A 26,370-nucleotide genomic window follows, 5' to 3' on the forward strand; every position below is an offset into this window, starting at 1 on the left:
GTGCCTGATTATGAAAATCAAAATGCGAGACAAGTTATTGGAAATTATGTAGTCGTGACAGGGTTGTCGAAGTCTATATAAGTTTATTAATCAATAACTTAGAAGGTGGTAATTATGGCAAATGGAAAAATTCTCCGTCAGCTGTTCCGAGCAGGTACCGCTGGCGATGCCGATGCGTTTCGTCTTGCCTCTAAAGCGGTTATCGAGGAGGAGCGGCAGAAGCAGCATCATCTTCTGGCTAACGATCTGGAGCAGATCCTCTACGGCAGCGATTTGAATCTCAAGGCATCCAGTAATACGCCACGAGCTCACTACGACGTTCCCGTAGACAAGGAGCGTGGTTTACCACTGCTCGATATAAGAACTCCAAAGCGGTCTCTTGATGAAGTGATACTTCCCCCCAGCAGTTCCGCTGCATTGGAGGAGATCCTTGAGGAGAACCGGCGTGCTGATGTGCTGCGCAGCTACGGGATGAAGCCCGCTGGCAAGGTGATTTTCTTCGGCCCGCCCGGCTGCGGAAAGACGCTGGCTGCAGAGGTCGTGGCCTTCGAGCTTGATCGACCTTTAGCTATCGTCCGCTTGGATGCATTGATGTCCTCGTTCTTGGGCGAAACGGCAGCTAACCTTCGCAAGGTCTTCGATTTTATTGCCCAACATCCGTTTGTTGTTCTCTTCGATGAGTTCGATGCCATCGGTAAAGAACGTGGTGATAGTGGCGACCATGGCGAACTGAGACGTGTTGTGAACGCGGTCCTTCAGATGATGGACTCATACGAAGGTCTTAGTTTGATCCTGGCGGCTACCAACCATGAGAAGATTTTAGATTCTGCCATTTGGCGACGATTTGATGAGTCGATCGAGTTTCCGCTTCCTGATGAAAAGCAGTTGAAGGAAATCTTGTTGCTGAAACTGCGAGGGATCCGTCGTCAATTCGAGATTGACGACAAAGAAGTATTGAAGGAGTTTAAAGGTAAGAGCGGCGCGGATATCGAGCGGGTTATTCGCCGCGCCGCCAAGCGGATGATCCTGCGAGAGCAAGAGTTTCTGACCATCAAGGAGCTTAAAAGCGCTCTCGTGCGGGAGGACCTCAGAAAGTCCTAAAATATAAATTTTCAAGGAAGAAGCAGTGGCAACCTACAAGCATCTGAGCATTACACGTGAAGTTCTGGATAACTCGCGTCGGACCAAAAGCCCCCCTCACTTCGTCACCCGCGAAGATCGGCTTGGTCACGGTCAAAAGCTCAACGGTTACTTCGCCACAGCGGAGGGGCTGGCCAAGAAGCAAATTGGCTCTTCAGACAAATCCCCTTACGTTCTAAAGCTGGAGTACGAGGGCGCATTGACCTTCGCCAACCTGAATACGCATGGGTTGGAGTTTATCAGCCAAGAAGGCAAGCAACTCTGCGTAGTGTTCGCGAGCGAAGAGGGTTTGGCAAAATTTACCGCCCATCTGCAAAAGCTGGGTGTCATGGACGCCAACTTGACCCATCGCCAGATTCTCGAGGCTATTGCAGGTGTAGATGCCTGGTCCGCAGAAGATCGGAAGAGTTGGGCTCTTACGAATATAGGCTTGCCAGACACCCCCACCTTCAAGCTCGATGTCGAACTGTGGCCTATTCAGGTTGCGCATCACCCAAGTCGTGTTCAGCTCACGACCTCTTTCGAGACCTGGCTAGCCGCCGAGCACATCAAGAAGCTCGACAGAATAAATCTGGACAGCCTGCTCATGTACCGGGTCGAGGTCACCCCCGAACAAGCACAGTTGCTGCTTAACCAGCGCGATGTTCGTCTGGTGGACCTCATCCCAGCCACTGGCATTAGCATTCAACAGCTGAACCGAGACATCAATGAGTTGCCTCTCAACATCCCGCCACCACCTAATGACGCAGCCCGCGTTTGCATTCTAGACAGCGGCATTAACGGGAATCATCCCCTCCTGAAGCCTGCAATGGCTGAGAGCGCCTCGTTTGTCGATGAAGAAGGTGATGCAGATGAAGCAGGTCACGGCACCGCTGTGGCCGGCGTTGCCCTGTACGGCGACGTGGAGGGTTGTAACAACTCGAATTTCTGGAAGCCGGAGTTCTGGCTCTTCAATGGAAAAGTCATGAAGAAATGTCCGCATACAGGTAATGCGGTCTACGACGAGCTCACACTCGAGGTATCGCTGACGAAGGCTGTAGAGCATTTCGTTGAACTCGGCTGCCGGATCTTCAACCTCTCGCTGGGCAACAATAATGCTCCCTACGATGGTGCGCATGTCAGAGGGCTAGCCTATATCCTGGATGTCCTTTCTAGGCGCTACAACATTTTGTTCGTTGTTTCTACGGGCAATTTCTGTGGCTCCGAAAGCCCACCAGTCCCAATCAACAGTTGGCGCGATGAATACCCGGAGTACTTAATTGCTGCCCAGAGCGCCATCATCGACCCCGCACCTGCAATGATGGTGCTGACGGTTGGAAGCATCTCCCGACACAATTCTACGATTGATAGCCAGAAGTATCCGGAGATTTACCACCTCTCACCTGCATCGGAAAACCAACCATCTCCCTTCACTCGGCACGGCCCGTCGGTAAAAGGGGCGATCAAGCCCGAGCTAGTTGCGGCCGGTGGCAATCTCGCCAGCCCTATGAGGCAAGCAAACGCACAATGGGCGCCACACATGAGGGGTTTGGGTGTGTTAACGCTCAACCATCAGTGGAGCGGGAATACCGTCTTTAAGGAAATCAGCGGGACCAGCTTGGCGGCGCCGTACATCACTCACCTAGCCGGGCGCCTGCTGAACGCTTACCCAACGGCGTCTGCGAACATGCTTCGCGCAATGCTGGTCAATCAGGCTTACCTGCCGGATACGGTCACCTCGACGTTTTCGAAGGAATTTCGAAAGAGCTACAAGAAAGCGAAGGCCACCTGGAACCGTGATGTAGAAAGGGATGTGGCCGGCTATGGTGTGGTGAGTGAGGCTGATCTTTTCAGGTCTTCCGATAACGTCGTGGTGTTGATGTCAGAGGAAACCATCGAGAACGACGGATGCCAGTTCTTCGAACTGCCGTTACCGGAGGACTATTTGCGCTCCGCTCGAGGGACACGAGAGCTTTCAATAACACTGGCTTACTCGCCAGTAGTCCGCACTACCCGGATTGAATATCTGGCTACCCAAAATTTATTACCGCCTAGTCACGGGCATCTCGCTGGAGGAGGTACAGAAACACTTTAGCCAGGAGATGAAAAAGAAGACGGAGGTACTCAAAGAGGCCAGGGACACAAATCGCGACATTCCCGCCCAGATGAGAAACCATGGCACGGTTCAGTCTTCTCGTTGGACGTTCAAACAAGGGAAACCCGGCGAGAAGTGGTTTGTGGTCGTAGTCAGGCAGGATCGTGACTGGAATCCCACGGCTGCAGAAAAGGAACAGTATTCGTTGGTGGTTACGGTGGCTGACCGCGACAACGAGAGGGCTCAGCTCTATACCCAAATCCAGACGCGAATAGATCAGCAGGCAGTGGTCAAGGAGCAGCAAAGGGCTAAGATGACTGCTGTTCGATTGCAGAATTGAGGGTAATCAACATTCGCTGTGATTCCTCTCCAGCCTGTATCCCTAAACCTGCGGGATAGTGCGGTTTCCTATGGATTCGTACGCCCAGTTCCCCCGGCTCGCTGGATGTATCTATGATGGGTAAGGCGAATGGCCCCGCTGCGCTCCTTGCGATCCAAGTTAGGTGCTACGAAACGGATTTCGCCTTACTCATAGATGACGTTCAGAGGTACGTCACTAGCCCGTTTGTGGTCGCGGCACTCCCATTGAAAAGGAAGCAAAAATGGTATCAGTTGGCCCGAAGCTTTTTCGTGCGCATTCAGCCAAGCACCTGTCAGGCGCTATGGGGGTAATCTCGAATCCAAATCTTCATAGGTCAAGAAGACCCCGAGATATGCCGCTCGCTACTCATCAAATCTTGAACGAATGGTTCGTTGATCGGTTTGGCATTGCTTATCGAGAGAAAGCGCTTTTTTGTACGGGCGATGCACTTGTTGCGGCGGGATATGTTACAGGGGCCTCCTCGCTTATTTTAATTGAGCCAGTTGGGAACTACTCAGTTTGTTATAGTGCTAAATGTAAAGATTTATTTGGAGTTTATCAGTTCTACTGGAGCACCTCTAACCACAGTGCTCTAGAAATACGGTCACACATGGACTCCCTCGATTTTGTACAACATTGTAATGGTGGGTTAGGTGAGGCGGCTGCTAGCGGATGCGAGGTTATGCTAGTTGCTGAAAATTTCCGCTACATCCGGTGCTAATTGCGCGAGAAATATAAATGGATTTTGCAGAAGCCAAAGTTTTTTCGGACAAACTTATAGCAGGGCAGGAGGTAGCGGGTTGGAGGCTTACAGAATATATATCGCATGGGAAATCGGCTGTTGTCTTGCATGCGCAACATGCTGAGCGGGTAGCAGTACTGAAAGTATTTCACCCCACTCTGACCGAACAGTATGGTCGGGAAGCGCAGCAGGTAAGAGTTGACCGTGAACGGACTCTTATAGAAAAAAGACATCAGAACATAGTAAATATCATTGACGCAGGCATGTGTAAGGATACTGAGCACTTCTTCGTTGCAATGGACATTGCAGAGGGGCGGCCGCTAAGCGATGTTCTGCATTTAATCCCTCCTAAAAATATAGCAGTGCTAATCGAGCAATTAGCCAGGGCTGCTATGCAGCTCGAACTGTGGGGGTTTACACATCGCGATATAAAGCCAAGTAATATACATGTGAACGAAGACTACTCTTCTTTGAAATTGCTAGATTTCGGGGTTATGAAGCCGCACGGTGACAATTCCGCTACACTTTTGCAGGTTTCAAAAGCTTTCATTGGGACGCATCAATACAGCCCGCCCGAAATGATACACGGTCGTGAGGAGGATTCGCTAAATGGTTGGCGAGCCATTACCTTTTATCAGATCGGCGCAGTACTACATGATCTTATTGTCCGAAAACCTATTTTCTACGACGCGACGGGGAGACATGCTGATCTCGTGGTAGCCATAAACAATGAACAAGTCGTAGTGGTATCCGACGAGGTTGACCATCATTTATGCAGTCTTGCGACCCGGTGTCTACTAAAAAACCCACTTGAAAGGCTTGAGTTAGTTTGCTGGGAGGACTTTATGATCTCCGTTAATGAGCCAGTTAAGCCATCTCTTGCCGCAAGAAAAGATGCTCTTCAGCAAAGACTAAGGCTTGTTAATATTTTAAGCCGTGCGGATGTGCTCGAGAAACTAGAAAAACGTCGTTTAGATGAAATGAGATTAACTCAAACGGTGAGCTTTGCGAGAGCTCAGTTCGATGCTGCGCTTGCAGAGCTAAGCAGTATCATGCCGTCAAGAGCGACAACTATCAACGGGCATATATATCCTAGCCCAGCCATTACCTACTCCTTTGATCCAGCACCCAAGCTTGGTCTTAATACTAACTTTCGCTTTCAAATTGCGATAGAAATTTTCCAAGACCGGCAAACAGTAGATGTTTATGTCAGAGCGTCTAGGGGGCTAACCGACACAGAAATAGGGTGGACTAAACTCGGGCCTGCTCTTGAGAATCTTGAAACTTTTTCCGATAAGTTTCAAGAGTGGATGCTTACGATAATCGAAGAGTTGATTGCCGAATAAACAATGGAGGTTTAGCAATGTCTGGTACATGGTGGATTGATGAAAATGAATTATTTGATGAACAGATCAAGGTTCTTGAGGAAGACCTTGATTCAGATATAATCCTGAAGGGGCCTCCCGGAAGCGGCAAGACAAACTTGCTCCTACTTCGGGCAAATCACTTAGTTCTTGCATCGCCTGATGCAGAATTTTACATAGTTTGCTATACCAGCTTGTTGCAAAACTTTGTCCGCACAGGTGCGGGTCTTTATTCATTTCCTGAGAACCGGATTATAACTCAGCGTAAATTGCTGGAGCAGGTCCTCGGCGATCACGACTTTCTACCCCCGCGAATAGAAGGAGAGTCCTATACCGACAGGGATACGGCCCTAAAACTCGCCATGGCTGAGCTGATGGGTAGCGGTAATGGCCGGAACTCTTATCCTGTTATATTTATAGACGAAGCGCAGGACTATTCTGGCGAAGATTTAGATATTTTCAAGTATCTGGCCAAAAACTTATGCTGTGCTGCCGATCTACGCCAAGGAATTTACGGCACTGGTGTATCCGGATCTCAATGGCTTCAGGAGTACAGTTGGGGTACATCGATTACGCTAAAGTATCACCATCGGGTCGCTCCTGCGATTCTTGAAGTAGCCGACAAAATCATGGCCGGAAAACTTGGGCATACCTCCATGCTCGACACTCATCAATATAAAGGTGACCCGGGAGACGTAGATGTTTCCGGTGGTATTAATTTGGATACTCAAATAAAGGCTCTAATTAAAAAATTGGTTAAACAATTAGCTGTCTATCCAAACCAAGCGATAGGTGTTCTCGTTCCGCACCGAGATCGAGTTAAAGAAATCGTTGGAAAACTCAATAAGGAACCGGACTTGACTGGCTTTGTTACTAACGCCATGAGTCGTGAATTTGATCCATCGCTTCCCATATGGGTAAGCACGGTCCATTCGTCGAAAGGCCTTGAATACCGATGTACGCATATCGTTTCTGCAGATGACTTTTCGGCATTCAATAAACACGAGAGAAGAGTTGCATTCATGGCTGTTACACGAGCTAAGACGGCCTTAGATATCTATCACGATAAGCCTCTTCATGCTTTCTTTGCATCTGCGATTGCGAAACCTAACGTGGGCAAAATTTCTATAAAGAATTTATTTGGAAAGAAAATATGAAAAAGTTTCGAAATGTCAATGTCGAAGCTGGCGAGCTGGTGCGTATTCTTTCAAGGCCTGGAGAGCTGAAGGCCACATCTTATCCAATCAAAATTTCTGAGCTCGGAGATCCGTTGTCTCATAATCAGATACGTATCCTATGGGTAGATGATTACAGCCTAAATAATGATGCTCCGTCCATAATAGTTGCCTCTAGCGATAATATAAGCACTTTACTCCCAAGATTGTTAGCACTCCCAAGTGCCGTTACTCCAATTACATCTGCTATGAAAGCGTGGGCTATTGAAGATTTTGGATGTGGTAATCCGTATGAGTTCAAACCGCTTGATACTGCTAAAGCTTTGGGCTTTGTGGGTTTAATTATTGGTGAGCTCACGTCGCTTATTAGCTCGGAAGCTGATCTTCGAACTATGGGGATGGACTCTGTTCGTAGAACTTTTTCATTCGTCTGTGCGCAAGCAATAGTTAGAGGTTGGCAAGGTAAGTCGCTTGCAATTCTCGCGGAGCGCTGGCTGGAGGCAAGTGTACTAACCGAGAATGAAGTTAACATTTCTACAGTGACCAACATTGTGAGTCTGTCAGATTTTCTATGGACTCTTTCTGATAGCTTAGAAATTAAAGATGCTTCATCTGAAACCCTGGGCCATCAGATTCAAGTATGGCTTGAAGGGCAAACAGATTGGGGCCAACGTGATCTGCTCAAGCGCCCAATTCCTCAGATTACTCGTGAGTTACGGGGCGTGAGCAGTCGCGAAAAACGATATGATATAATAATGGATGCTCTTGGAAGCTCTGATAAAGCTCGCAGCCCGTTAGAGCACGGGTTTCTAATTAGCTTGATAGAGCCAGGTTCATTTGAGTTTTTAGATCTTGCCCGGAGTATGGATCCGGCGGGACTAGTTGTGACGGCATATTGTGCTTTTGCAGTCATGCTAGGCCGAGAGTCTGCACTCAGAAATTTCAATGGCTTTGGATGGACTGTGTTGAATCAAGGACTTCAACTGAACGTCGAAATAACTGCTGATATTTCAGTTGCGGAACTCAGGATTCTCTTCGATAGACGACGGAATGCGCCTCTTCCATTTCGTACGCGTTCGCCGTGGCTCATTGACGTCGAACTTGCACCTATGATCGTGGGCTGTTTCGCCAACGTCGCCAAACGGAAAGCTTCCTCGCAAAGGACCCAAGAAACATCTGAAGCCGCTGAACGTGAAGAGGCGTTGCGCGGGAGTCTTATGGTAGCGATGCGTGCTTTAGAAGAGGCTTACGGCATTGTTGAGGGTCAGCGCTTCCGCCATGACAGCACGCTAGGCAAGCCGCGAGGACGGAAAAAGTAGAGGATTATATGCTTTTGCTAGCATGAGTCGCCGAGGCTGCATGGTTAAGGATTTCAGTCAGCTTTAACGCAATTGGGGCCATGGGCACGCTGGACAAGAATGCACGAGCCATCACCGATGCAATTATGCGCCTACGCCAGTTATAGGCATCATCTAGCGCCCGCTGCCCCCTTGCAGGTACCGAAAGATTCTGCTGAACCCACCTTTAATCTGTCACTCGATTCGCTGGATCTGACCATTTGAGATGTGGGGATTAGGGATGCGAACTGACCAGCCTTGTTCCACACCAGAGAGTAAAGCTCAGAACACATTCAGGTGCTGGAAACTGCCTTGCCATGACTAGCTGTTAGAATTGTGTTGGTTTAGTGATCAGGCCCCTGAGAAGCAGCATGAACGAAGAATGGACCGAAGAAGAGATGCGCCAAGCGTTGTTCGGCAACGCTGAAATATCTGCGCCGGTGAGCTCCGCCCCAGTGGAAGAAATCCAGCCGGACGTCGCTGCTGTGCCCACAACAAATGGGGCGAAAAAGAAGGTTCCCAAAGCCTTTACTCCGAGGCTTCTGGTGACTCTCCGTGTGAGCAATGAATTTGAAGGAAGGATGCTTGAGATCGTCCATGAGGCCGATACTCTTAGTACGCTGCTGGCAGAGCATGAAGCCACCAAAGCAGCCAGGAGAAAATTCCGGTATGTAGAAGTGGTATCGGTCAAGTCGATGTAATCATTTTTCCTCCCAGGCGCCAAGCCAGTCTGCTCTGGTCCGGTTAAAGCGGTAGGCCTTGATCCAGCCATGTAAGCGCTTATCTGTTCAGGCTGCCAACTCACCTTTAAAGGATATTCAGTGATGCCGGCCCTTCATCTGTTCATCGACACCAACATTTTTCTCAACTTTTACTCCTTTTCAGACGACAAGCTCGAAATCCTTGATGAGCTCATCGAGCTCACGGCGCCTGGCCAGATGACCATTCACCTCCCTAAGCAAGTCGAGAATGAGCTTAAACGTAACCGGGAGTCGAAGTTGCAGGTCGCGATGTCTGATTTTAAGAAGGCCCAGCTTCCTAACGCAGTACCACAACATATGCGCGGAACAGAAGCGGCTAGGCAGTACGACGAAGCGGTAAAGAGCGCGGAGCAGGCAAAGAAGCTTCTAATCGCGAATGCGATAGCTCTCGCACTAAGCAACGAGCTAGAGGTCGACCAGAAGCTCTCACGGCTATTTGAAAAAGCCTCCCGTCACCCTGAAGACGATGAGCTGTACCAAAAGGCGTTGGAACGAATGAATAAGGGGAATCCTCCAGGAAAAGCGCAGAGCATTGGAGATCGATATATCTGGGAAACTCTGTTAACCCGCGTCCCGGATGGTGATCTATTCATTATCTCGAAAGATGGCGACTACGCATCCCCTCTGACAATGGACAGAAATACTCGCCCTCTCGCTTACCTTGCTGACGAATGGACTGAGTCGAAGGGTGGGGGTCGCTTGACGATTTTTAGAACAATCAACGAGGTCGTGGGTTATTACAAAAACATTCAGAATCAACCCGGCGTTGAGGTTGCTATAATTGCCGAAGCCCATGCGGATTCAGAAGTTCCGGAGTTGGTAAGCGACGAACAAAGCCCTATTCCTGAAGCTATCGCACCTGAAGTCGAAGCTATTGTGCCTCAGCAGGCGGTTGTCCCTACAATACCGCGTGGTGAGATCGAAGCTGCAATCCTGCAGTTGGTGGACAGTGGAAACTTCACCGCTACTCACTCAGCGGTTGCGAACCTAAATACTTATCTCCAACACCTGACTAAACAGGATGCCGAACGGCTATTTCGAGCCGCAACCGACAACAGCCAAATTCGATGGATCATCTCTGATGAAGACGTCAATGACCTCTACCTTTCATTGGTCACTCAGTGGGTCACCGAGGTGGATCAGGAGCTTGCGGACAGCATCATTGAATTACTGGGGTTGTCTCCCCAGCCCCCGGATGAAGAAACATCCTGAATCACTCTGGTTCCTAGACTCATCTGACAGAGCGTTTTTGGCCGATTCCAGGCGGATGCCGAGGGGTTGCAATGGGTCGTTTTCTGACTCTCACGACGGTCAGAAAACGGCCGAGAACGGTCAAAATGCGAGTATGGGGATTACAAGCGGCTTGATCCATGTTTGAGCTATGGTCTGCAGGTAATGATCATTGAGATTCCAGCAACTGATGCTGAGTGGGCCATCGATGAAAATGTGCTGCGGGCTCGGATTACGGCTGGTGTCCTCGGTAGGAAGCATCCTGAAAAACTGCGAGATAGGAGGCTGGAGGCTCTGCTAGCAGGGGCTTGGGGCTCTGACGAACCTTCGATACACTACTTTCGACCACATAATCAGCAGTGTCGGAGACTCGAATGGATTCCCCCGAAGACCAGCAAATACCGAAGGAATTTTTTCTTGAGCTTGTTCGGCGATACCGGAATTCACAAGATCGCCATGGAAGAGGTTTTGATATTTGGGATGCTCAGAAACACGAAATTGACGAGTTATTTAAAGTTATACGTGAAGCCGTATTACCTGAGTATCCTGATCTCAGCAATACCATACACAAAGAAACACGCCCGGCTCGCACCTATGATTATGAATTAGATCGGCTCTGGAACTGGGCTATATGTATTTTTGAAAAATACTTCGAGGGCCGCATTTCTCCAGTATTGAAAATCATAATAGAAGATGGAAGCCTAAACGGAGAATCGAAGCTCAAAGAGTTGCTGAAAGTGATTTTTAGAAATGGACTTATCCCTGCGTTGGTTAGCCAGGGGAATCCCGGCGATGATTTATTTTTGTTTATCCGACATGCAATGATGTTTTCAGACGAGAAGGAAGTTGCAAAAATAATATCCCAGACTCTTGATACTCCTCATCATACCCCAGCAGCTATTTTCGGAATTTGTGGACTGCTTATACAGTCCCAGCAAGCATCAGAAAATGGCTTGATGGCCGAGGCCTATAGCTATCTTATTGATGCCAACTATATGTTAGGCATGTACCAATCATCCGAGTACATCATGGAGCGATTTGATGAGGTATCAAAAATTAGAAAGGCAAGAGCCAATGCTGAAAAGCGTCATGCAAATGACAACAGAGTTAAGTTAGGGAAAATTAGGGCAAGAGAACTATTTTACAGCTTACGAGAGGAAGGGCCTGACGGCGTTCGCCCGCTATGGAAAAGTGCAAATAAGGCCAGAGATGCTATCCACCACGCTTTGACTACTGAAATCCATGAGAGCAAAAGAACTGACATCAAGATAGGCGAGTCCACAATTCTTGAGCTGTGCCAAGAGCTTCATAAACAAGAAATAAAACGCAGAGAAAACCCGGATTATGGGATTATAGAAGGGTACCGTCTTAAAGACGGCACCTTTATACGCTATGACGATATTTAAAAATCATCCTCGTAGAATTTTGGGTCAGAGATCATAAGCGTCCATCCCTGCGTCTCCACCGCTCCAACCAAGCGGTATGGGTCGTATTGATCCTGGTTCAGGAAGGCCTTGAATCCGCGATTGAGGAGATGGCCAATTGCGCGTTTGTTCGGCTGCTGATCTGGCGTACGAGTGTAGATTTTCACCACGCCTTCAGCATGGTCAACCATCGCTTGGTGCTCAGCTGACAGCGAGTAGTAAATGCTATCACTGTTGATCGGATCTCCTTCGTTGTCTCCGTAAGGCCGAGGAATGGTATCCAAGGCCGTGAGCACGTGACAGGCGTCGTCGAGGGTAGGGGTGTGGTACATGTTTACTCCGGTACTTGTTGGTGTAAGCGCATCTTGCCAACCAGTTTTGGGAGTTTCGATCAGTCTGCTAGCAGACCCCTCGTTTTAATTTTTACGTATCATATCTCTGGCCAACATCGTGTCTCGCCCTTTGAAACGGGGATTTACAGCCATGAATACTTGGCGTTTGGTGCCCCCTACGGAGTTGGCTTGCTGCACACGAGCATTCCTGGCCTGTTTTCGACGAAGCATGGGCGAGTTTGGGTGCATCTCGTACGGGGCCTAGGTCTCCAGCCGCTGCGAGGTGTAGAGTACCGCCAAAAATCTGTGGGGAATTATTTTGAGAAAAGCTTACGCAGCTATCATACTCGCATGCATCGCTTACTTTATTGGAGGGTGGATTGCTACCAGATTCGGAGTCGTGACTAGGGATGACTATTTTGCCTATGCTGGAATCGTGGGAGGATTCGCGTCAGTTGCGGGGCTCTTAGCCCTGACGCGTCCGGCTATAACTCAATCGGATTTCAAGGGCGCTGAGATTGAGGCTCTAAAATCTATGGCCGCAACCGCTGAGCAGCTTGAAAAACTTCAATCTACTCGCGCCCAAACCGAACAAGAAATCGACGGGCTTGCAATCAAAAAGAAAGAGATGGAGCTTCTCGTCAAGAAGGCTAGCCTTGCACTTTTTTAAAGGAGCAGTACTCGCATCACGAGCGTCAAGTCATTGAAGAGTTAGAGAAAAACGATCATCTAAGAGCAGCCTTAAGTGCCGCGTCCGAGAGTGCCGAGAAAGTTCAAGCGTTAGACGAAGAAATATCCGTCGATCCCAACGTTAGTCAGCTTCGTGAGATCATCAAGGCCGCGTCCCGTCGGGAGCCTACCGTAGATGAAATGCTGAAAGGCCTAGGGCCATTACCGAAAGCAATGTTCTTGGCATTACGCTCTCTTAACGAAGCAATGCGCATTCTGGTTAAGTAAAGACCTGTGACCAGTCTTGCGACCATGATTTACGGACTCGGATTAGCGTAAAACATGATGTCGCAAGAACTGATGGCTTGACTCATAGCGAACATGCTGGCCGAAGTAGGAGACTTGCTACCGACAGCTGTCGGCCAGAAGCAGTCCTTAAATCTCGGGGTGCTAGCGGCTTGACAGCGAAATTTCGCAGTGGACGAGTACATACCTGACCCCCATTTGCCCTCACACCACTATAGCCCCTTTAATTATTATGACTTTCCGTGAACATCAGGTAGGGCCTGCCTACACCCACGCCAGGAGGCCTTGGTCTGGTTGTCTCAAACTGTGCATGATTTCACATGGATTCATAGGTATCACCGACGACATGATGGCTACCTCATTGACCGGGGCAGAGGTGGCTGAGAAATATGCGGCTATCGTCGCGGGGTGAATGGTCGTGGCTTACAGCATCTCTTTAGATCAGCGCCTATTGTCGCTGACCGGCCAGCGCCACGAACTATCCCTCCCAACTGACTACCGCCTGAGCAATACTGCTGTATGCCATCATGGGATGGTGAATGTGTAGAAGGGCGCCAGGGCTTGCAATCGCGCTGGATCATGCTGACCGAGGCCGCCAGCGAATTCGGGGCCGGAGGTCGGCGCCCACCTCGCCCGAGGCGATGCTCGAATGACTCTGGGCGTGCTGTGCTAACTGTAACGTCGCACCAATGGGCGTAAATCAACAAACTGGTCTACCTTTAGATATTAAGTGTAGCTGCCATAGCTAATTCAATTTTTTACATAGCTAAAATCAAGCGTCTTATTTCTATTGAAAGTATTCATCAGTACCTATAAGATGATTCTGCAAAAACCAAAAATAATATTAAAATCAAGGGGAAATGTTATGGCGCTTAAACCAGGCCCAAAGCCAATTGCTAAGTCAACCGGTGAACTTGATCAGCGTCGCCGTGATAACAAAGACACGCCGGGAAACAAACCCGACTTGAAACCTAGCAAGTCCTCAAAAAAATAGGTTGTCGCTGGCAGAAGCTACTTTAATGGTAGCTTTTGTCATTGGAGCTTGTAGAGGATGAATGCATAGCATGTAATTTCATCCTTAGCCGACGTTCATTATCCGTTCTATGAGCGCTATAACAACATATCGGATATCATCATTGCTGCATAATCCGAGAGTTAAAATACCTAGGGTTTTTAAATACCATACAGGCTCGCTGCGGACAATTTTTCAACTCTACCGGTGACTAAGTTGCCTCCGATTCGCAACGAAACTGAGAGACCGCTTTGGGCCGACTGCCGCCCGTCATGACAGGCTCACATCGGCCAAAAGAGTAGTCGGATGGCTTGTTATTAGACTCTTCATTAGGCACATAACGGTGCAAGGCATTCTGGGTCGCCGTAGCGCCATTGTGCTTGCGCTCGGAACATTTGCTGGCTTTTTTTGAAAAGCCTTTCTAATCAATAGCCTGCATGTTAACGACAGACTTTATTTAGTAGGTCTGGCTTCAAAATCTCAAAAAATGGCGCTGCGACAGACTTTATTTCTGATTAGCCCACCGGCTAGCGCCTGTAATTGCTGGGCTCGATCCGACAGACTTTATTCAGTAGGATCATGGGGTCTCCAGTTTGCAGTCGAAATGCACCCTTCCTACGAAAGGAATCGGTTTTGAAGCAACCTTCCTTTTCAACGATCAGCGAGCGTTTGAACAATCGCAGGTTCGCTGTCGCAAACAACACCCACGGGCTTTCCGGCTCCGATACGGTATTTCACTACCTGGTAGAGGGTGACGCTATTACCGGCACTTACCAAGGCGGCCGAATCCACCTGGGTCAGCAAGTCGGGCGCGTGACAGGCCCAAATTCGATCGAGCTTCTGTACCAGTGCCTGACCACGCAAGGAGAGATCCTTGCCGGCTGGTCCCGTGGCACTGTCGGCACTGACGATGTCGGGCGTACTACGCTGGGCTTCGAATGGGGCTGGCTGTCGGGTGCGACCGGCGGCGGGAAATCCAGCTATATCCAACTCGTACCGGATGAGGAAATACGTATGGCATTAAATGTAGATTTTTCCTAGATTAAAAAGCAGGAAAAAATATCGGAAAAACAAATCTAAATATGGGTGTTAAAACGGGGATAAGCCCAGCTAATATTGATTATTGTGAAGAAAAATATCGGAAATTAAATCGGAAGAAGGTAGCCGAAATAGCGCAGGAATTTATCTCTGGAAACCATTGGCTTGAGCCTATTTGGCCCTCCCCGGGGTTTCCTGCGTCGGTAGTGCGTACGGCAGAGTCCCTCGGCTTTCGCGCTGGAAAGCTGACAGGGCTTTTGCCCAGGCAAACGGCCGACCGCATAGGCGGTTTGATGCGGGTCACCAGTAGCTATTACAGCAACCTGATCGAGGGCCAGTTTACGGAGCCGGTCACGTTGTCGGCTCGCGTGCCCAGGCGTGACCCAAAGGAGCTGCGAGCTCTCGCCGAAAGTCAAATTGGTGTTCAGGATTCTTGGCTCGCTCGCTTATCATCATCGCCTTGCTTTCGTGCATCCCTTTGAAGATGGTAATGGGCGGGTTGTACGCATGATGACCCACCTGCAACTGATGCGGCTTGGGCTTGCTTCCCCACTGTGGTCACTGTCCAGAGGGTTGGCGCGTAAGCAGGATGAATACTATGCCCATCTGCGCGCAGCGGATCAGCGTCGCCGAGGCGATCTGGATGGTCGGGGTCAACTCACCCAGGCGGGTTTGTTTGGCTTTGTGGAATTCATGCTGCAGATTTGCATCGATCAAATGGACTATGTCGAGCAAGCCATGGACCTTGTGTCCTTGCGCCACCGGCTGGAACGGGTCGTCGGGCTTGAGCCGCGATTTATCCAGGCAGGCGTGAAGCAAGAAATGGCCAAGGCGATCCATATCTTGCTGACCCAAGGCGAGATTCTTCGAGCCGACTTCAAGACGTTTTCCGGCCTGCACGACCGGGTTGCCAGTGAACAACTCAGAAAACTCATTGATTTGGGGGTAGTAGAAGCCTCCTCAGCAAAATCACGGTCGATTTTTCCGGGACTGCCTGTGTGGTTTGCACAGTTGATCTTTCCTGATTTGCACAGACGTTTCTAACCTTGAACGACGCGCTTGTCGGTTCTGTGCGCTAAGTCCGGGCGCCTCACTGCGCTTTAGCCCTAGAATGCCTCCCTGTGGATAACTCAGCCAGGGAACGCCTTCACCATGAACATAGAACTGCTTATCGCCGGTATCGTCGTGCTGATCATTGTCGTCGGCCTGGTCGGCTGGATGGTCGGCGTCTACAACGGCCTGGTGATGCGGCGCAACGATGTGGATAAAGCCTTCGCCAACATCGACGTGCTGCTCAAGCAACGGGCCGATCAGATCCCCGACCTGATGCGCGTGGTGCAGACCGCCATGAACCATGAGAACGCGCTGTTCACGCGTTTGAGCGATGCGCGCACTCAATACCTGAACGCCAGCAGTCTCAACGATAAGGTCGATGCCTCCAACCAGCTCAACGCGGCGCTCAAATCGGTGATTGCGGTGGCGGAGAGTTATCCGGCGCTGATTTCGGGGCCGAACATGGTCGAGTTGCAACAGGCTATCTCGGCCGTGGAGGAGCGCATTGCTGACCGGCGTGAGTTCTTCAATGAGTCGGTGAACCTCTACAACATCGCCATTGCGGTGTTCCCCGACCTGTTCTTTGCACGGATGCTCAGCTATCAGCGCATTCCACTGTTGGCCATCAGCGCCGAAGAAACCCGCTACGAAGGCGTGAAGCTTGAGGTGCCGGGGGCATGAAAACCACCCAGGCGGGCGTTGTGGTGAAAAAGCCAAAGTGGAAAACCGCGCTGGCGCTGGTGCTCCTCGCCGGCTTTATCGCCTTGATGGTTTACGCGCCAAACATCCTGATCGCGCTGTTTTTCCCCGTGGGTATTCTGGTCGGTTTGCTGGTCAGCTTTGGCCCCAGTTTCTACAAAACCGAGCAGCGCCTGGCCACCAGTCAGATTCGCTCGTTGGCCATGGGCGTGGTGGAAGTGCGCGGCAAGGTGGTCGCCGACCAGACCATGCTGTCGCCGGTCAACGGTAAGCCGTGCGTGGGTTACGTGCTGATTGTCGAAGAGGGGACCAAAGACAAGGACGGCGATTGGAGTTGGAGCCGGGTGTTGGGTGAGGCGCGCTGTCATGACTTCCGGCTGCAGGACGCCAGCGGTGAGGTCCGCGTGATTGCTGAAGGGATTGACCTGTTTGGCAATAAATCGCCTGTCGAGTATGAGCTGCTGGGCAGTTCCCGCCGCCAGGGTGAAATCCTGTTAGTCCAGGACCTGGACGTGATGCTGATTGGCGACGCCGGTGAGCGTGAAGGCCAAACGGTTATTTCACAGGGCAAACACCCGAAGGCGGTGTTCGGCGTAGTGCTGACTGAGGATGTGGAAAACCGCCGAGTGCTGGCGCCGTTATGGCGCGCCGGTGGTTTTTATGGCGCAGTGGTTGGGCTGCTCGGTGTGGGCGTCATGGCCATGACACCTGCGCATTTTGCCCAACTGCATTTGCCCGGCCCCGAGACTTATCCACAGATGGCCGAACAGAGTCCGTTTTATCAGCTGCTCGCCTGGCTGTACCGCGAGGGCGGCTTTCAGATTCCGTTCATGGCCGCGTTTGGATTCTTTCTGGCCCTTATCGTCGTCATGATGGCCACGCGGCTGGTCTTGCCCAAAGGTATTCGCCTGGCCGTGGGGCGCGTACTGGGGGCATGGATGGGCTTGGGCATGGTGATTGGCGGCGTTGTGACCTTGCTGCTGTTCGTTGCCCATGTGGATACGATGAAGTTGTTTCTGGTGTGGATGCTGATCCTGCTGGGCACCCTGGTGTTCTCGATCTTCGAGCAGAGGAAGCTCGGTGCGGCGTATAACCATTACGCCAAGCGCGTGGGCAAAGCCAGCTTCGGCGACGAAGACGCCTGATCAGCGCGATTGAAGAGGCAAGACCACAACCCTCAAAGCAGCAAAGATCCCAGTGGGAGCGGGCTTGCCCTAATGCCAGTCAGTTAAAAGCTAGAACTGACAACCAGCGACCTGTGGCGAGGGAGCTTGCTCCCGCTGGGCCGGGCTGGCGCTCCAGCGCGAAGCGGTCCCTGCTCTTTGCTTTAAAAGCATGGGACTGCTACGCAGTCCAACGGGAGCAAGCTCCCTCGCCACAGTTACCGGCAATGTCTTAACTGACTGGCATTAGGGCTCGCCCGCTCCCACAGGGGATCTGTGATCAGGGCACAAACTCCACTTTCAGCCCGCGGCTAGCACTGCGCCCCTGATCATCGCTGACCCGCAACCGATACTCGCCCGACTTGCCCGGCCGCCAGTTCAAGGTGCTTTGCGGCGGGCCCTGGCCGATCAGGGTCTGGTCGGCAAACCAGTACAGCGTGGTCGCGTCGCTGGCCGCGTTGGCATTGAGCGGGATACTTTCCTGCGGCTGGGACAGGCGCAGTTGGTAGCTCACCTGGGTCAGCGGCGAGCGAATCTGCGGCGCTTCGCTTTGGTCGCTGATGCGGTTGGGCTGGCAATTTTTCATCACGTTGGGCGGTGTGCGCCGGGGCAGACCGGCGGCGCGATAAAGGCGCTGCACATCGCTGGGCCAGAATTCGAAGACTTCTTCGCGGGTGTATTGCGGGTCAAACGGCGGGCACGCGGCCTTGCCGGTGCGCGTATCGATCAGCACCGGGCGGTGCAGGTTGGACACGCGAATCGGTGACACGCCGGGGATGTACCAGGTCTTGCGGGTTTGCGGGCACCAGCGGTTGGGCAACTCGCCGGACGCCGCGCACACGTCGATGCGCACCAGCCCGGCGGGCGGCTTGTCGGGCTTGATCACCACATTGGGCAAGGCCAGGGGCAGGGCGTCGGCGATGCGGAAGAACAGCGGCGCGGCGGTTTTGGCGCCGATAAACGTCGGGTTCGGCCGCCCGTCAAAGTTGCCCACCCACACCACCAGCACATACGGTCCGACCAGGCCTGCGCTCCAGGCATCATGAAAGCCCCACGACGTGCCGGTTTTCCACGCGGTGCGCCAGTGGCGGCCGGGCAGGCCATCCGGGCGCGGGTTGCGGCGCAGCATGTCGCGCACCATAAACGCCGCTTGGGGCGTAAGCAGTTGCGCACCGGTGGTTTGCGGCTGTTCCTGCAAATAACGCAAAGGCCGCAAATGCCCGTCACCCGCCAGCATCACATACAGGCGCGCCAGTTCCTCCGGCGTCATCTCGCCGCCGCCCAAGGCCAGGGCCAAGCCGTAGTGACGTTCCCCACGCAAGCCTTTGATACCGGCACGTTGCAGCAAGCCGTACAACGAGGGCGACTGCACTTGGCTGGCGAGCCACACCGCCGGAATATTGCGACTACGGATCAACGCGTCCCGCGCCGTCAGCGGCCCGACAAAACTGCCGTCGAAATTTTCCGGTTGGAAGTAGCCGAAGTTACTGGGCAAATCCTTGAGGATACTCATGGGGTGGATAACCCCCTGATCCAGTGCCAGCCCATACAGAAACGGCTTGAGCGTCGACCCCGGCGAGCGCCGTGACAACACGCCATTGACCTGCCCGTGGATGCTTGTGGATAAGTAATCCGCCGAACCCACCAGCGCCTTGACGCTCTGGTCGCGGCTGTCCACAAGGATGGCCGTGGCGTTTTCCACACCGGTACTGCGCCGCTCGGCAATAAAACCGGTGATCAGGCGTTCGAGCAGTTGCTGCAAAGGCAGGTTGAGGGTGGTGTTCAACTCGTTGCCGGGCTGGGATGCCAGCAATTGTTCGCTTAAGTGCGGCGCCAGAAACGGGATCTGCTGACGGTTGCGCGCTTCCAGGGGCAAGTCGAGCAAACTGTCGTTGCGCGGGTCCTGTGGATAAGTTTCGCGCCAGTCGGCCATCAAGCGCAGCCGCGCATGTTGCAGCGATGGCCCGAAGCGTGCGCGCCGCCCCGGTTGCTGCGGGATCACTGCCAGCGCCAGCGCTTCGGACAACGACAACTGCGCCGCCGACTTGCCAAAGTAAATCCGGCTGGCCGCTTCGGCGCCTTCGATATTGCCGCCCATGGGCGCCAGGTTCAGGTAAGCCTCAAGGATATCGTGCTTGCTGTAGCGCGCTTCCAGCCACAGCGCCAGGGCCATCTGCTGCAATTTGCCCGGCACTTGGCGGGTGTTGAGGTCCCACAACCGCCGCGCCAGCTGCATGCTCAAGGTTGAGCCGCCCTGACGCTGGCCGCCGCTGTAGGTGGCCATGGCCGCGCGCAGCAACGCCGGGGGGTTGATGCCCGGGTGCCAGTAGAAATTGCGGTCTTCCTTGAGCAGCAAGGCCTCGACCAGTGACGGCGACATGCGTTCCAGTGGCAGCCACAGGCGATATTGCCCATCCTCTGCCAGGGTCATGCGCAGCAACGCGCCATCGTCGGCCAACACCACGCGGGACGAGGTGACGGCCTGTTCCAGTGGGGCATGGGGCCACCATCGCAGCCCCGCCAGCGTGCCTGTAAAGAGTACCGCCGCTGCAAGCAGCGGCGTCAGGCGTTTAAGGCTTGGTAATTTCAAGCTGGCCTACTTTGCCGCGCCCTTGCAGGGTGGTTTCGTACATGCCTTCGGCGTAGGCCGGTGGCGTATTGAACGTCCCTGCATTGGTGGCGCGCACGCGGTACACGAAAGTGCCTACATCACGCAGCGCGGTGCCGTACAACACCACCCGATCATCGCGCACGTCCACGTAGTCCGGCTGCCAGTTGCTCAGCTCGGTTTCGCCGATCGGCGCTTGCCAGGTGTCGGCTTCATCACCGTCGGCGGTTTCCACATACTCGGAATCGTCGCCTTCACTTTCACTTTCTTCGTTGCTGGCGGCGGCTTCCGGCTCCGGCGGCAAGTTATACACGGGCTCGACGCCACCGGGCAGCAAGTCGACCACGGCCACTTGCTGCACTTGGTCGCTGTCGGTGGCGCGCAGGCGCAGGCGCACCAGGAACTCATCGCCCACCGCGACTTTGCTCACCGGCTCGCCTTTGAGGTCGAGGTATTCGTGGATGATTTCCAGGCCATTGTTGATCGGCTTGAGCTTGGCACCCTTGTCGAAACCAGCTTCGCTGAGCATGTAGAAAGCAGCCGGGCCGTCGGTTTTTTCCATCACCAGCTTCTGCGTTTTACCCGGCACGGCGGCGCGCGGTGGCTGGCCGGCCATCTCCAGCAGTTGCTGTTGCTTGTCGCCCAGCCAGGCGGTGGCCTTGAGGGTCATGTCGCTTTGGGCGCGCTGGCCATAATTGTCCAGGGCGCGCAGCAACAGGGCGGCCGACAACGAGTTGTAACGCTGTTCGTTCAGGCGCTTGCCGAGTTTATCCAGCAGCGCCGTCGGTACATCGTCAAGCAACTCGGGGAAGTGGCGCGCCAGCAGGTGCAAGTGCTCGGCGTCGTGTACCAGCGGGTCGTAATACAGGCCATCGCTCTCCCATTTATCCACCAGCGAACGCCACGGGATTTTGCGGAACAAGGTATCGGCCTGACGATCCTGCTTGAGCAGCTTGTAACTGGCCGCCAGGTAAGCGGCGCCCAGGTCGTTCTGCCAGGTGTCTTTGAAGTAGCTCTCGTAGCGCTCACGGATATCGCTCAAGGCGCCACTCACCAGAATCCCCTGACGGCTCAAGAGGTAACTGGCGTAGGAACGGTTGCGCAATTCCGACAGACCTTCGCTCGGGCCATTGGCCAGGTCCGTCAGGTAGGCGTTGGAGCGCGCCAGCAGGTCTTCCGGCACCGGCAGCCCGCGTTCCTTGGCTTCGATCAGGAAGTCGGTGGCGTACAGGCTGGCATACGGCGCCACATCCGGGTTGGCCGCCCACAAACCAAAGCCACCGGCCGAGTTCTGGCGCTGGCGCAGCATGCGCACCGCGCCGCTGAAGGCTTGTTCGGCTTCTGGCGCCGTACCGCCCCAGATCAACGCCGGCATGGCCTTGGACACCAATTGCTCGGTGCAGGCGTAGCCATAGTCATCCAGGTAATGCTTGAGGCCGTTGGCCCAAACCAGCGGCGAGGCGGCCACGCCCAGTTGCACATCGCGCAGTTGGCTGAACAGCTCACGCGTCGGTTTCAGCTCTTTGCTGGCGCTGTCGAAACGGCCCAGGCTCAAGGCCACGCGATGCTCGCTCAGTGGGCGGATCGACGTGGTTTCCGCCACCTGGATACGTTTGCCGTTTGGCAGTACCGCGACAAAACGCAGGTCAGCCGAGCCGAGGGTTTCACCCACCTTGATCTTGAACTCGGCAGTGCCTTCCTTGCGCGGTTGCAGCGACAGGGTGCTGCCTTTATCGCCCTGCACGTTGAGGCCGTCGCTGGTCTGCACTTCAAACTTCACGTCCGCTGCCGCGTCGAGGTTACTGAACACCCCGGCGCTTACATTGAACACATCCCCCGGCGCCACAAAGGCCGGCACGTTTGGCGTAATTACAATCGGCCCGCGCACTTCGGTATTGGCCTCGCTGACACCCACGCTGTCACTGTCCACTGCCACCGCAAACAGGTGCAGCTTGCCGTTGAAGCTGTCCGGCACCTGGTAAAGCAGCACGGTTTCACCGGCGGGCAGGTCGACCAGCCCGGACCACCAGGCCACGGGCGGCTGGTGTTTACGCTTGAACGGATTGAGGTGGTTGGCCAGCGCGCCTTCGGTGTCACCACCCGGCGCTGCCCCACTGAGCAGGCGGCTGAATTCCGGCAGGATCAGGTCAAGAATCTGACTGGTGCCGACCTCCAATGCGCGTTTCTGGAAGAAGAAGCCCAACGGGTCGGGCGTCTGGTAACGCGCCACTTGCAGGATGCCTTCGTCCACCGCGTAAACCACCGCGCGGCCTGGGCGGTCGGCGGTGACCTTGATATCCAGGGTCTGCCCCGGCTCAATCTTCTCCGGGCCTTCAACCTTGAGCGCCATGCGCCGCGCATCCAGGTTGATGCTGAACGGCACCACGCCGTAGGACAGCGGGCTCATATAAACCTCAGGCGAACCCATGTCGCGCACAAACTGCACGTTGACGTAGGCATTGCCCTCAAGGCCTGCAGGCACGCGGATATGTTGCACGCTGTTGGTGCTGTCGGCCTTAAACCACTGTTGGGTGTAAACCTTGTCTCGCTCGATGGTGATCAAGCCGGCACCGGTGTACGGCGCGCGGATGCTGATCGCAATTTCATCGCCCGTGGCGTAGCTGCGTTTATCCAGGCGCAGTTGCAGTTCGGCGTTGCGCTCCAGCGAGCGCGAGGTGTTGCCGCGCCCGGCCACGCTGTAGTCGATCTGGTTGAGCAGACGGCCGTTGGCGTCTTTGACTTGCAGGGTGAAATCACCCGGCGTGCCGGTGTTCAGGGTCTGCTTGGCGCCGTCCTTGGTCATCGTCAGCGGTGAGGCCGGCTGGCTGATGTTCTTGATGCGCGACTCGTACTTGTAGGTGCCGTTGGACTGTTTCACCAGCACCGACACATAACGGTGTTCGACCACTTCACTGGTCAGGCCATCCACGGCCATCGGCGTGAGGTCCGGCGCGACGGCAAGCCATTGCACCTGGCGCGGGGCGTCCTTGGCGACGTACGACAGCGAATCCTGACTTTTCACACCGACCAGATAAGGCGCGGACGACACCAGCAGCGCACTTTGCGCCGCCACGTTGCGGCCACCTTCGGCCTCGAACACTTGGGTCATCACCTGCAGGCGATAGGTGCTGCTGGCGAAGCGTTGCAGGTTGAGGTCGAGCACGGCCTGGCCGTTGTCGTCGACGGTGGTTTCGGCCAGGTCTTCGGTGCTGGCTTCTTCCAGGGAATCGTTGAGGCGGAAGCGGTAATCAGGGTAACGGTCAAAGGCCGCGAGCGTCGGGCTCAGGGACATCTTCGCCGTGACGCGCCGGCCGGCTGCCGGCGCGCCGAACAGGTGCATCGCGGTGACTTTGGCCACTACTTGGTCCGGCGGGATCCAGCCCAACACCGGCGTGTCGCGCAGGCTCAGGCTGACCTTCATGCGGTCCGGCTCGAAGTCGCGAACCTTGAAGCTGACACTGCCCAGGTCGGTGCGGGTGTTTTTCTGGCCAATCAGCTGCAACGTCGCGGTGTACTCACCGGCGGGGGCGACTTCACTGCTGGGGAAATCAAAGGTTTCAAAGCCGCTGGTAGACAGTTTGAGCGGCTGGCGGATCACTTCCAGGCCGCGTGGGTCGGTGATTTGCAGTTCAACCGGCAGGCCTTGCAAGGCGCCTTTCCAGTCGCCGCTGCGCACGATCATGCCCAGGTGCGCAGTCTCGCCCGGGCGGTACAGGCCACGGTCGGTGAACATGTAAGCGCTGAGGCGATTAATCGCGCCGTCTTCTTCCAAACCACCTACATCGAAGCGTGAAAAGTCCAACTGCTGGGACTGACGGGCAATCGGCAGGAACGACTGGTCATTGCCGCGTGTGACTACGTACATCAGCGGCGTTTTCTCACGGCGCAGTTCGTCCAGCTTGGCGAAATGCGCGTGGCCTTCGGCATCGGTGCGGCCGCTGGCGACCGGCAGACCGTTGCGACCCATGATGTCCACTTGTGCATCAGCCACTGGCGAGCCGTTGCCAATGGATTGCACAAACACATCGTGGCTGCCGTCGCTGGAGCGCTTGGCGATGATGCCAAGGTCGGTGACCACGATAAAACGCAGGTCGCTGGTGCTGTTGCGTTCGTACTCGAACGTGCGCTCGGCCGGGTCATCCTGCGGGCTCAGCTTGAGCACGAAAATGCCGCGACGGCCGCCGTTGGCGGTGAGGTAGTGGCTCAGATCCACGTTGTCGTAGACGGTTTTCGCCGGGTCATTGGACGACAGGGCAATATCCAGTGACTGACGCTCGACCATGCGGTCGAAGTATTCATTGCCGAAATTCGGCCGGGCGAAGCTGCCGCTGCTTTGGTCGACCAAATGCTGCAACTGGTTGGGCAGCAGGCGGGCGATTTCCACATGGGCGCCGGGCACGCCCCGGGCCATGAAGCCCAGGCGTTTTTCGCCGTTGAGGCTCAGCAGCGCACCGTCCGACAGGAACTGCAGAGTGCGTGGATACGCCGGCATGCTGATCAGCGAGGCGGTAGGGTTTTTCGCCAGATAACCGCCAATGGCTTCCAGGTTGGCGGGCACGCGCACGTACAGCGCACGGCCGGCCGGGGCCTTGAACTTGAACGCGTGCAGGGTGTTCAGCGGCTCGACGCTGGGCACGTGGGTCAGGCTGACCTTGGTACTGCGCGCGAGCATCGCGTCATCGATATCGTTGCTGGTGTAAGGGCGCGTGTCGTCTTCGGCCTTGGCCGGCAGCAACCAGGCCTGGACCTTGCCGGCGATGGTGTCATCGGCCACGGCGCTGGAACTGCTGAACATCAATACCGGCTCCGGTTCGCCGCGCTCGTTGTCGACAAAGCTGACCTCGGCAGCGGTAAACGTCAGGCGATAACGGCCGGGCACGGTGACTTCCGCCACCAGTGGCGCGGTGCTGGCATTGCCGCCGTCACGGGCCTTGATGCCCTCATCGAGCTTGGCGCTGACCGGCGTGCTTTCCAGTGGCGTGGCCAGGGCGGCGGAGCGCACGTAAGCATTGAGCTTGAGGTCGTCGAAGGTGATTTCCGGACGGTTGGGCAGTTGGGCGTCGCGGTAGGCCAGGCCTTTGCCGAGGGTCACCGAGACGCGCTTGCGCAGGTTGTCTTCATCCACCGGGTGGGAAAAATGGAAAGTCGCCACCAGCTGTTTCAGCGTTGGGTTGGACGGGTCCTGGTACAGCTCGTTTTGCGCCAGGGTGGCGCGGAACGGTTGGGTCGAGAACTGGCTGCTGTATTGGCTCAGCAGCACGCCGTCAGCCAGCAGCTGTTTCTTGGCCAGGTCGAGCGTGTAATGGGCATCCACAGGCCAGTCTTTTTCCGGCACGAACACTAACGTGCGGTCGTCGGACCAGCGCCAGGCACCGGCTACAGCGGGTTTAAGGGTAATGCCTTCTGTGACCGGCTTGCCAATGGCCGCCAGCGGAGCCACGGACTCGGCAAAGCGCACCTGCAAGTTATCCACAACCGGAGGCTGCTGGGTGTAATCGGTCAGGTTCGGCTTGTGCAGCGAATAACCCACGGTGTGGGGCTGCGGCAAATTCGAATACCAGTGCCAGCCATAAAAACCAGCGGCGGCCAGCAACACCAGGCCCAAGAACCCGGCACCCGCCTGGCGCGGATAGGCGCGGGCCTTCTGGCCCAGGGTCCCCACGCCACGGCCGGTGGCTCGCAGCCAGGCTGGGGGCTGCCATTGGCCAAAGATGGCACTCACCACAGTCAGTAAAGCGCCGATAATCCGGCGGCTGATCGCTTTCAACGAGTCGAACATGGTGAGCATCCCTGGCAAAGTGCGGCCTATCTTACACGCGTCTTTGATACAAAAGATGACGTGAAGTGGTCTGCGTGCTCAGGCGTGTTGCACAAAGGTGAGG

15 protein-coding genes and 1 pseudogene are annotated in these 26,370 nt (G+C 54.4%); 13 read left to right on the plus strand and 3 right to left on the minus strand.

Annotated features, from left to right (window positions below):
* The first annotated feature begins 114 nt into the window (after positions 1-114).
* The 8 genes and pseudogenes from QF043_RS28835 to QF043_RS28870 all read left to right on the plus strand — a co-directional run bounded on the left by QF043_RS28835 (position 115) and on the right by QF043_RS28870 (position 11,590).
* A complete protein-coding gene (locus QF043_RS28835) occupies positions 115-1,101 on the plus strand; it encodes an AAA family ATPase (RefSeq protein WP_046070202.1) in 987 nt (328 codons plus the stop codon).
* Between the two features lie 25 nt (positions 1,102-1,126).
* Positions 1,127-3,554: pseudogene (locus QF043_RS28840) on the plus strand (S8 family peptidase).
* Positions 3,555-4,313: 759 nt separating this feature from the next.
* Positions 4,314-5,663, plus strand: coding sequence for a protein kinase (locus QF043_RS28845; protein ID WP_307421092.1), 1,350 nt, complete (start codon positions 4,314-4,316; stop codon positions 5,661-5,663).
* Between the two features lie 17 nt (positions 5,664-5,680).
* Positions 5,681-6,838 (plus strand): ATP-binding domain-containing protein, encoded by a 1,158-nt coding sequence (locus QF043_RS28850; RefSeq protein ID WP_307421093.1) that lies wholly within the window; start codon positions 5,681-5,683, stop codon positions 6,836-6,838.
* Positions 6,835-8,175: a hypothetical protein gene (locus QF043_RS28855; RefSeq protein WP_307421094.1), complete on the plus strand. Its 1,341-nt coding sequence runs from the start codon at positions 6,835-6,837 to the stop codon at positions 8,173-8,175. The genes QF043_RS28850 and QF043_RS28855 overlap by 4 nt, the downstream gene beginning before the upstream one ends.
* Before the next feature lie 389 nt (positions 8,176-8,564).
* Positions 8,565-8,894 carry a hypothetical protein gene (locus QF043_RS28860; protein ID WP_307421095.1) on the plus strand — a complete coding sequence of 110 codons (330 nt, stop codon included), beginning with the start codon at positions 8,565-8,567 and terminating at the stop codon, positions 8,892-8,894.
* A gap of 123 nt (positions 8,895-9,017) precedes the next feature.
* Positions 9,018-10,166 carry a PIN domain-containing protein gene (locus QF043_RS28865; protein WP_307421096.1) on the plus strand — a complete coding sequence of 383 codons (1,149 nt, stop codon included), beginning with the start codon at positions 9,018-9,020 and terminating at the stop codon, positions 10,164-10,166.
* 392 nt (positions 10,167-10,558) lie between these two features.
* A complete protein-coding gene (locus QF043_RS28870; protein WP_307421097.1) occupies positions 10,559-11,590 on the plus strand; it encodes a hypothetical protein in 1,032 nt (343 codons plus the stop codon).
* On the opposite strand, the gene QF043_RS28875 is transcribed toward QF043_RS28870, so the two are convergent.
* Positions 11,587-11,940, minus strand: a complete 354-nt coding sequence (locus tag QF043_RS28875) for a hypothetical protein (RefSeq protein WP_307421098.1) — start codon at positions 11,938-11,940, stop codon at positions 11,587-11,589. The genes QF043_RS28870 and QF043_RS28875 overlap by 4 nt on opposite strands.
* Positions 11,941-12,340: 400 nt before the next feature.
* Between QF043_RS28875 and QF043_RS28880 the strand changes: the two genes are divergently transcribed.
* From QF043_RS28880 to QF043_RS28900, 5 genes are all read left to right on the plus strand, one after another.
* Positions 12,341-12,610, plus strand: a complete 270-nt coding sequence (locus QF043_RS28880) for a hypothetical protein (protein ID WP_307421099.1) — start codon at positions 12,341-12,343, stop codon at positions 12,608-12,610.
* A gap of 1,950 nt (positions 12,611-14,560) precedes the next feature.
* Positions 14,561-14,968, plus strand: a complete 408-nt coding sequence (locus tag QF043_RS28885; protein WP_307421100.1) for a hypothetical protein — start codon at positions 14,561-14,563, stop codon at positions 14,966-14,968.
* A 504-nt stretch (positions 14,969-15,472) separates the two neighbouring features.
* Positions 15,473-16,009, plus strand: coding sequence for a hypothetical protein (locus QF043_RS28890; RefSeq protein ID WP_307421577.1), 537 nt, complete (start codon positions 15,473-15,475; stop codon positions 16,007-16,009).
* A 108-nt stretch (positions 16,010-16,117) separates the two neighbouring features.
* Positions 16,118-16,699, plus strand: a complete 582-nt coding sequence (locus QF043_RS28895; protein WP_064454818.1) for a LemA family protein — start codon at positions 16,118-16,120, stop codon at positions 16,697-16,699.
* Entirely contained in the window at positions 16,696-17,862 is a 1,167-nt protein-coding gene (locus QF043_RS28900; protein ID WP_307421101.1) for a hypothetical protein, read from the plus strand. The genes QF043_RS28895 and QF043_RS28900 overlap by 4 nt, the downstream gene beginning before the upstream one ends.
* Before the next feature lie 298 nt (positions 17,863-18,160).
* Here the strand turns inward: QF043_RS28900 and pbpC are convergent, their stop codons facing one another.
* Positions 18,161-20,470 carry a penicillin-binding protein 1C gene (gene pbpC, locus QF043_RS28905; protein ID WP_307421102.1) on the minus strand — a complete coding sequence of 770 codons (2,310 nt, stop codon included), beginning with the start codon at positions 20,468-20,470 and terminating at the stop codon, positions 18,161-18,163.
* Complete coding sequence (locus QF043_RS28910) at positions 20,451-26,267, minus strand: alpha-2-macroglobulin (protein ID WP_307421103.1); 5,817 nt, start codon at positions 26,265-26,267, stop codon at positions 20,451-20,453. The genes pbpC and QF043_RS28910 overlap by 20 nt, the downstream gene beginning before the upstream one ends.
* Positions 26,268-26,370 lie beyond the last annotated feature (103 nt).

The organism is Pseudomonas sp. W3I7 (assembly GCF_030816095.1).
GTDB classification, from domain to species: domain Bacteria; phylum Pseudomonadota; class Gammaproteobacteria; order Pseudomonadales; family Pseudomonadaceae; genus Aquipseudomonas; species Aquipseudomonas salomonii.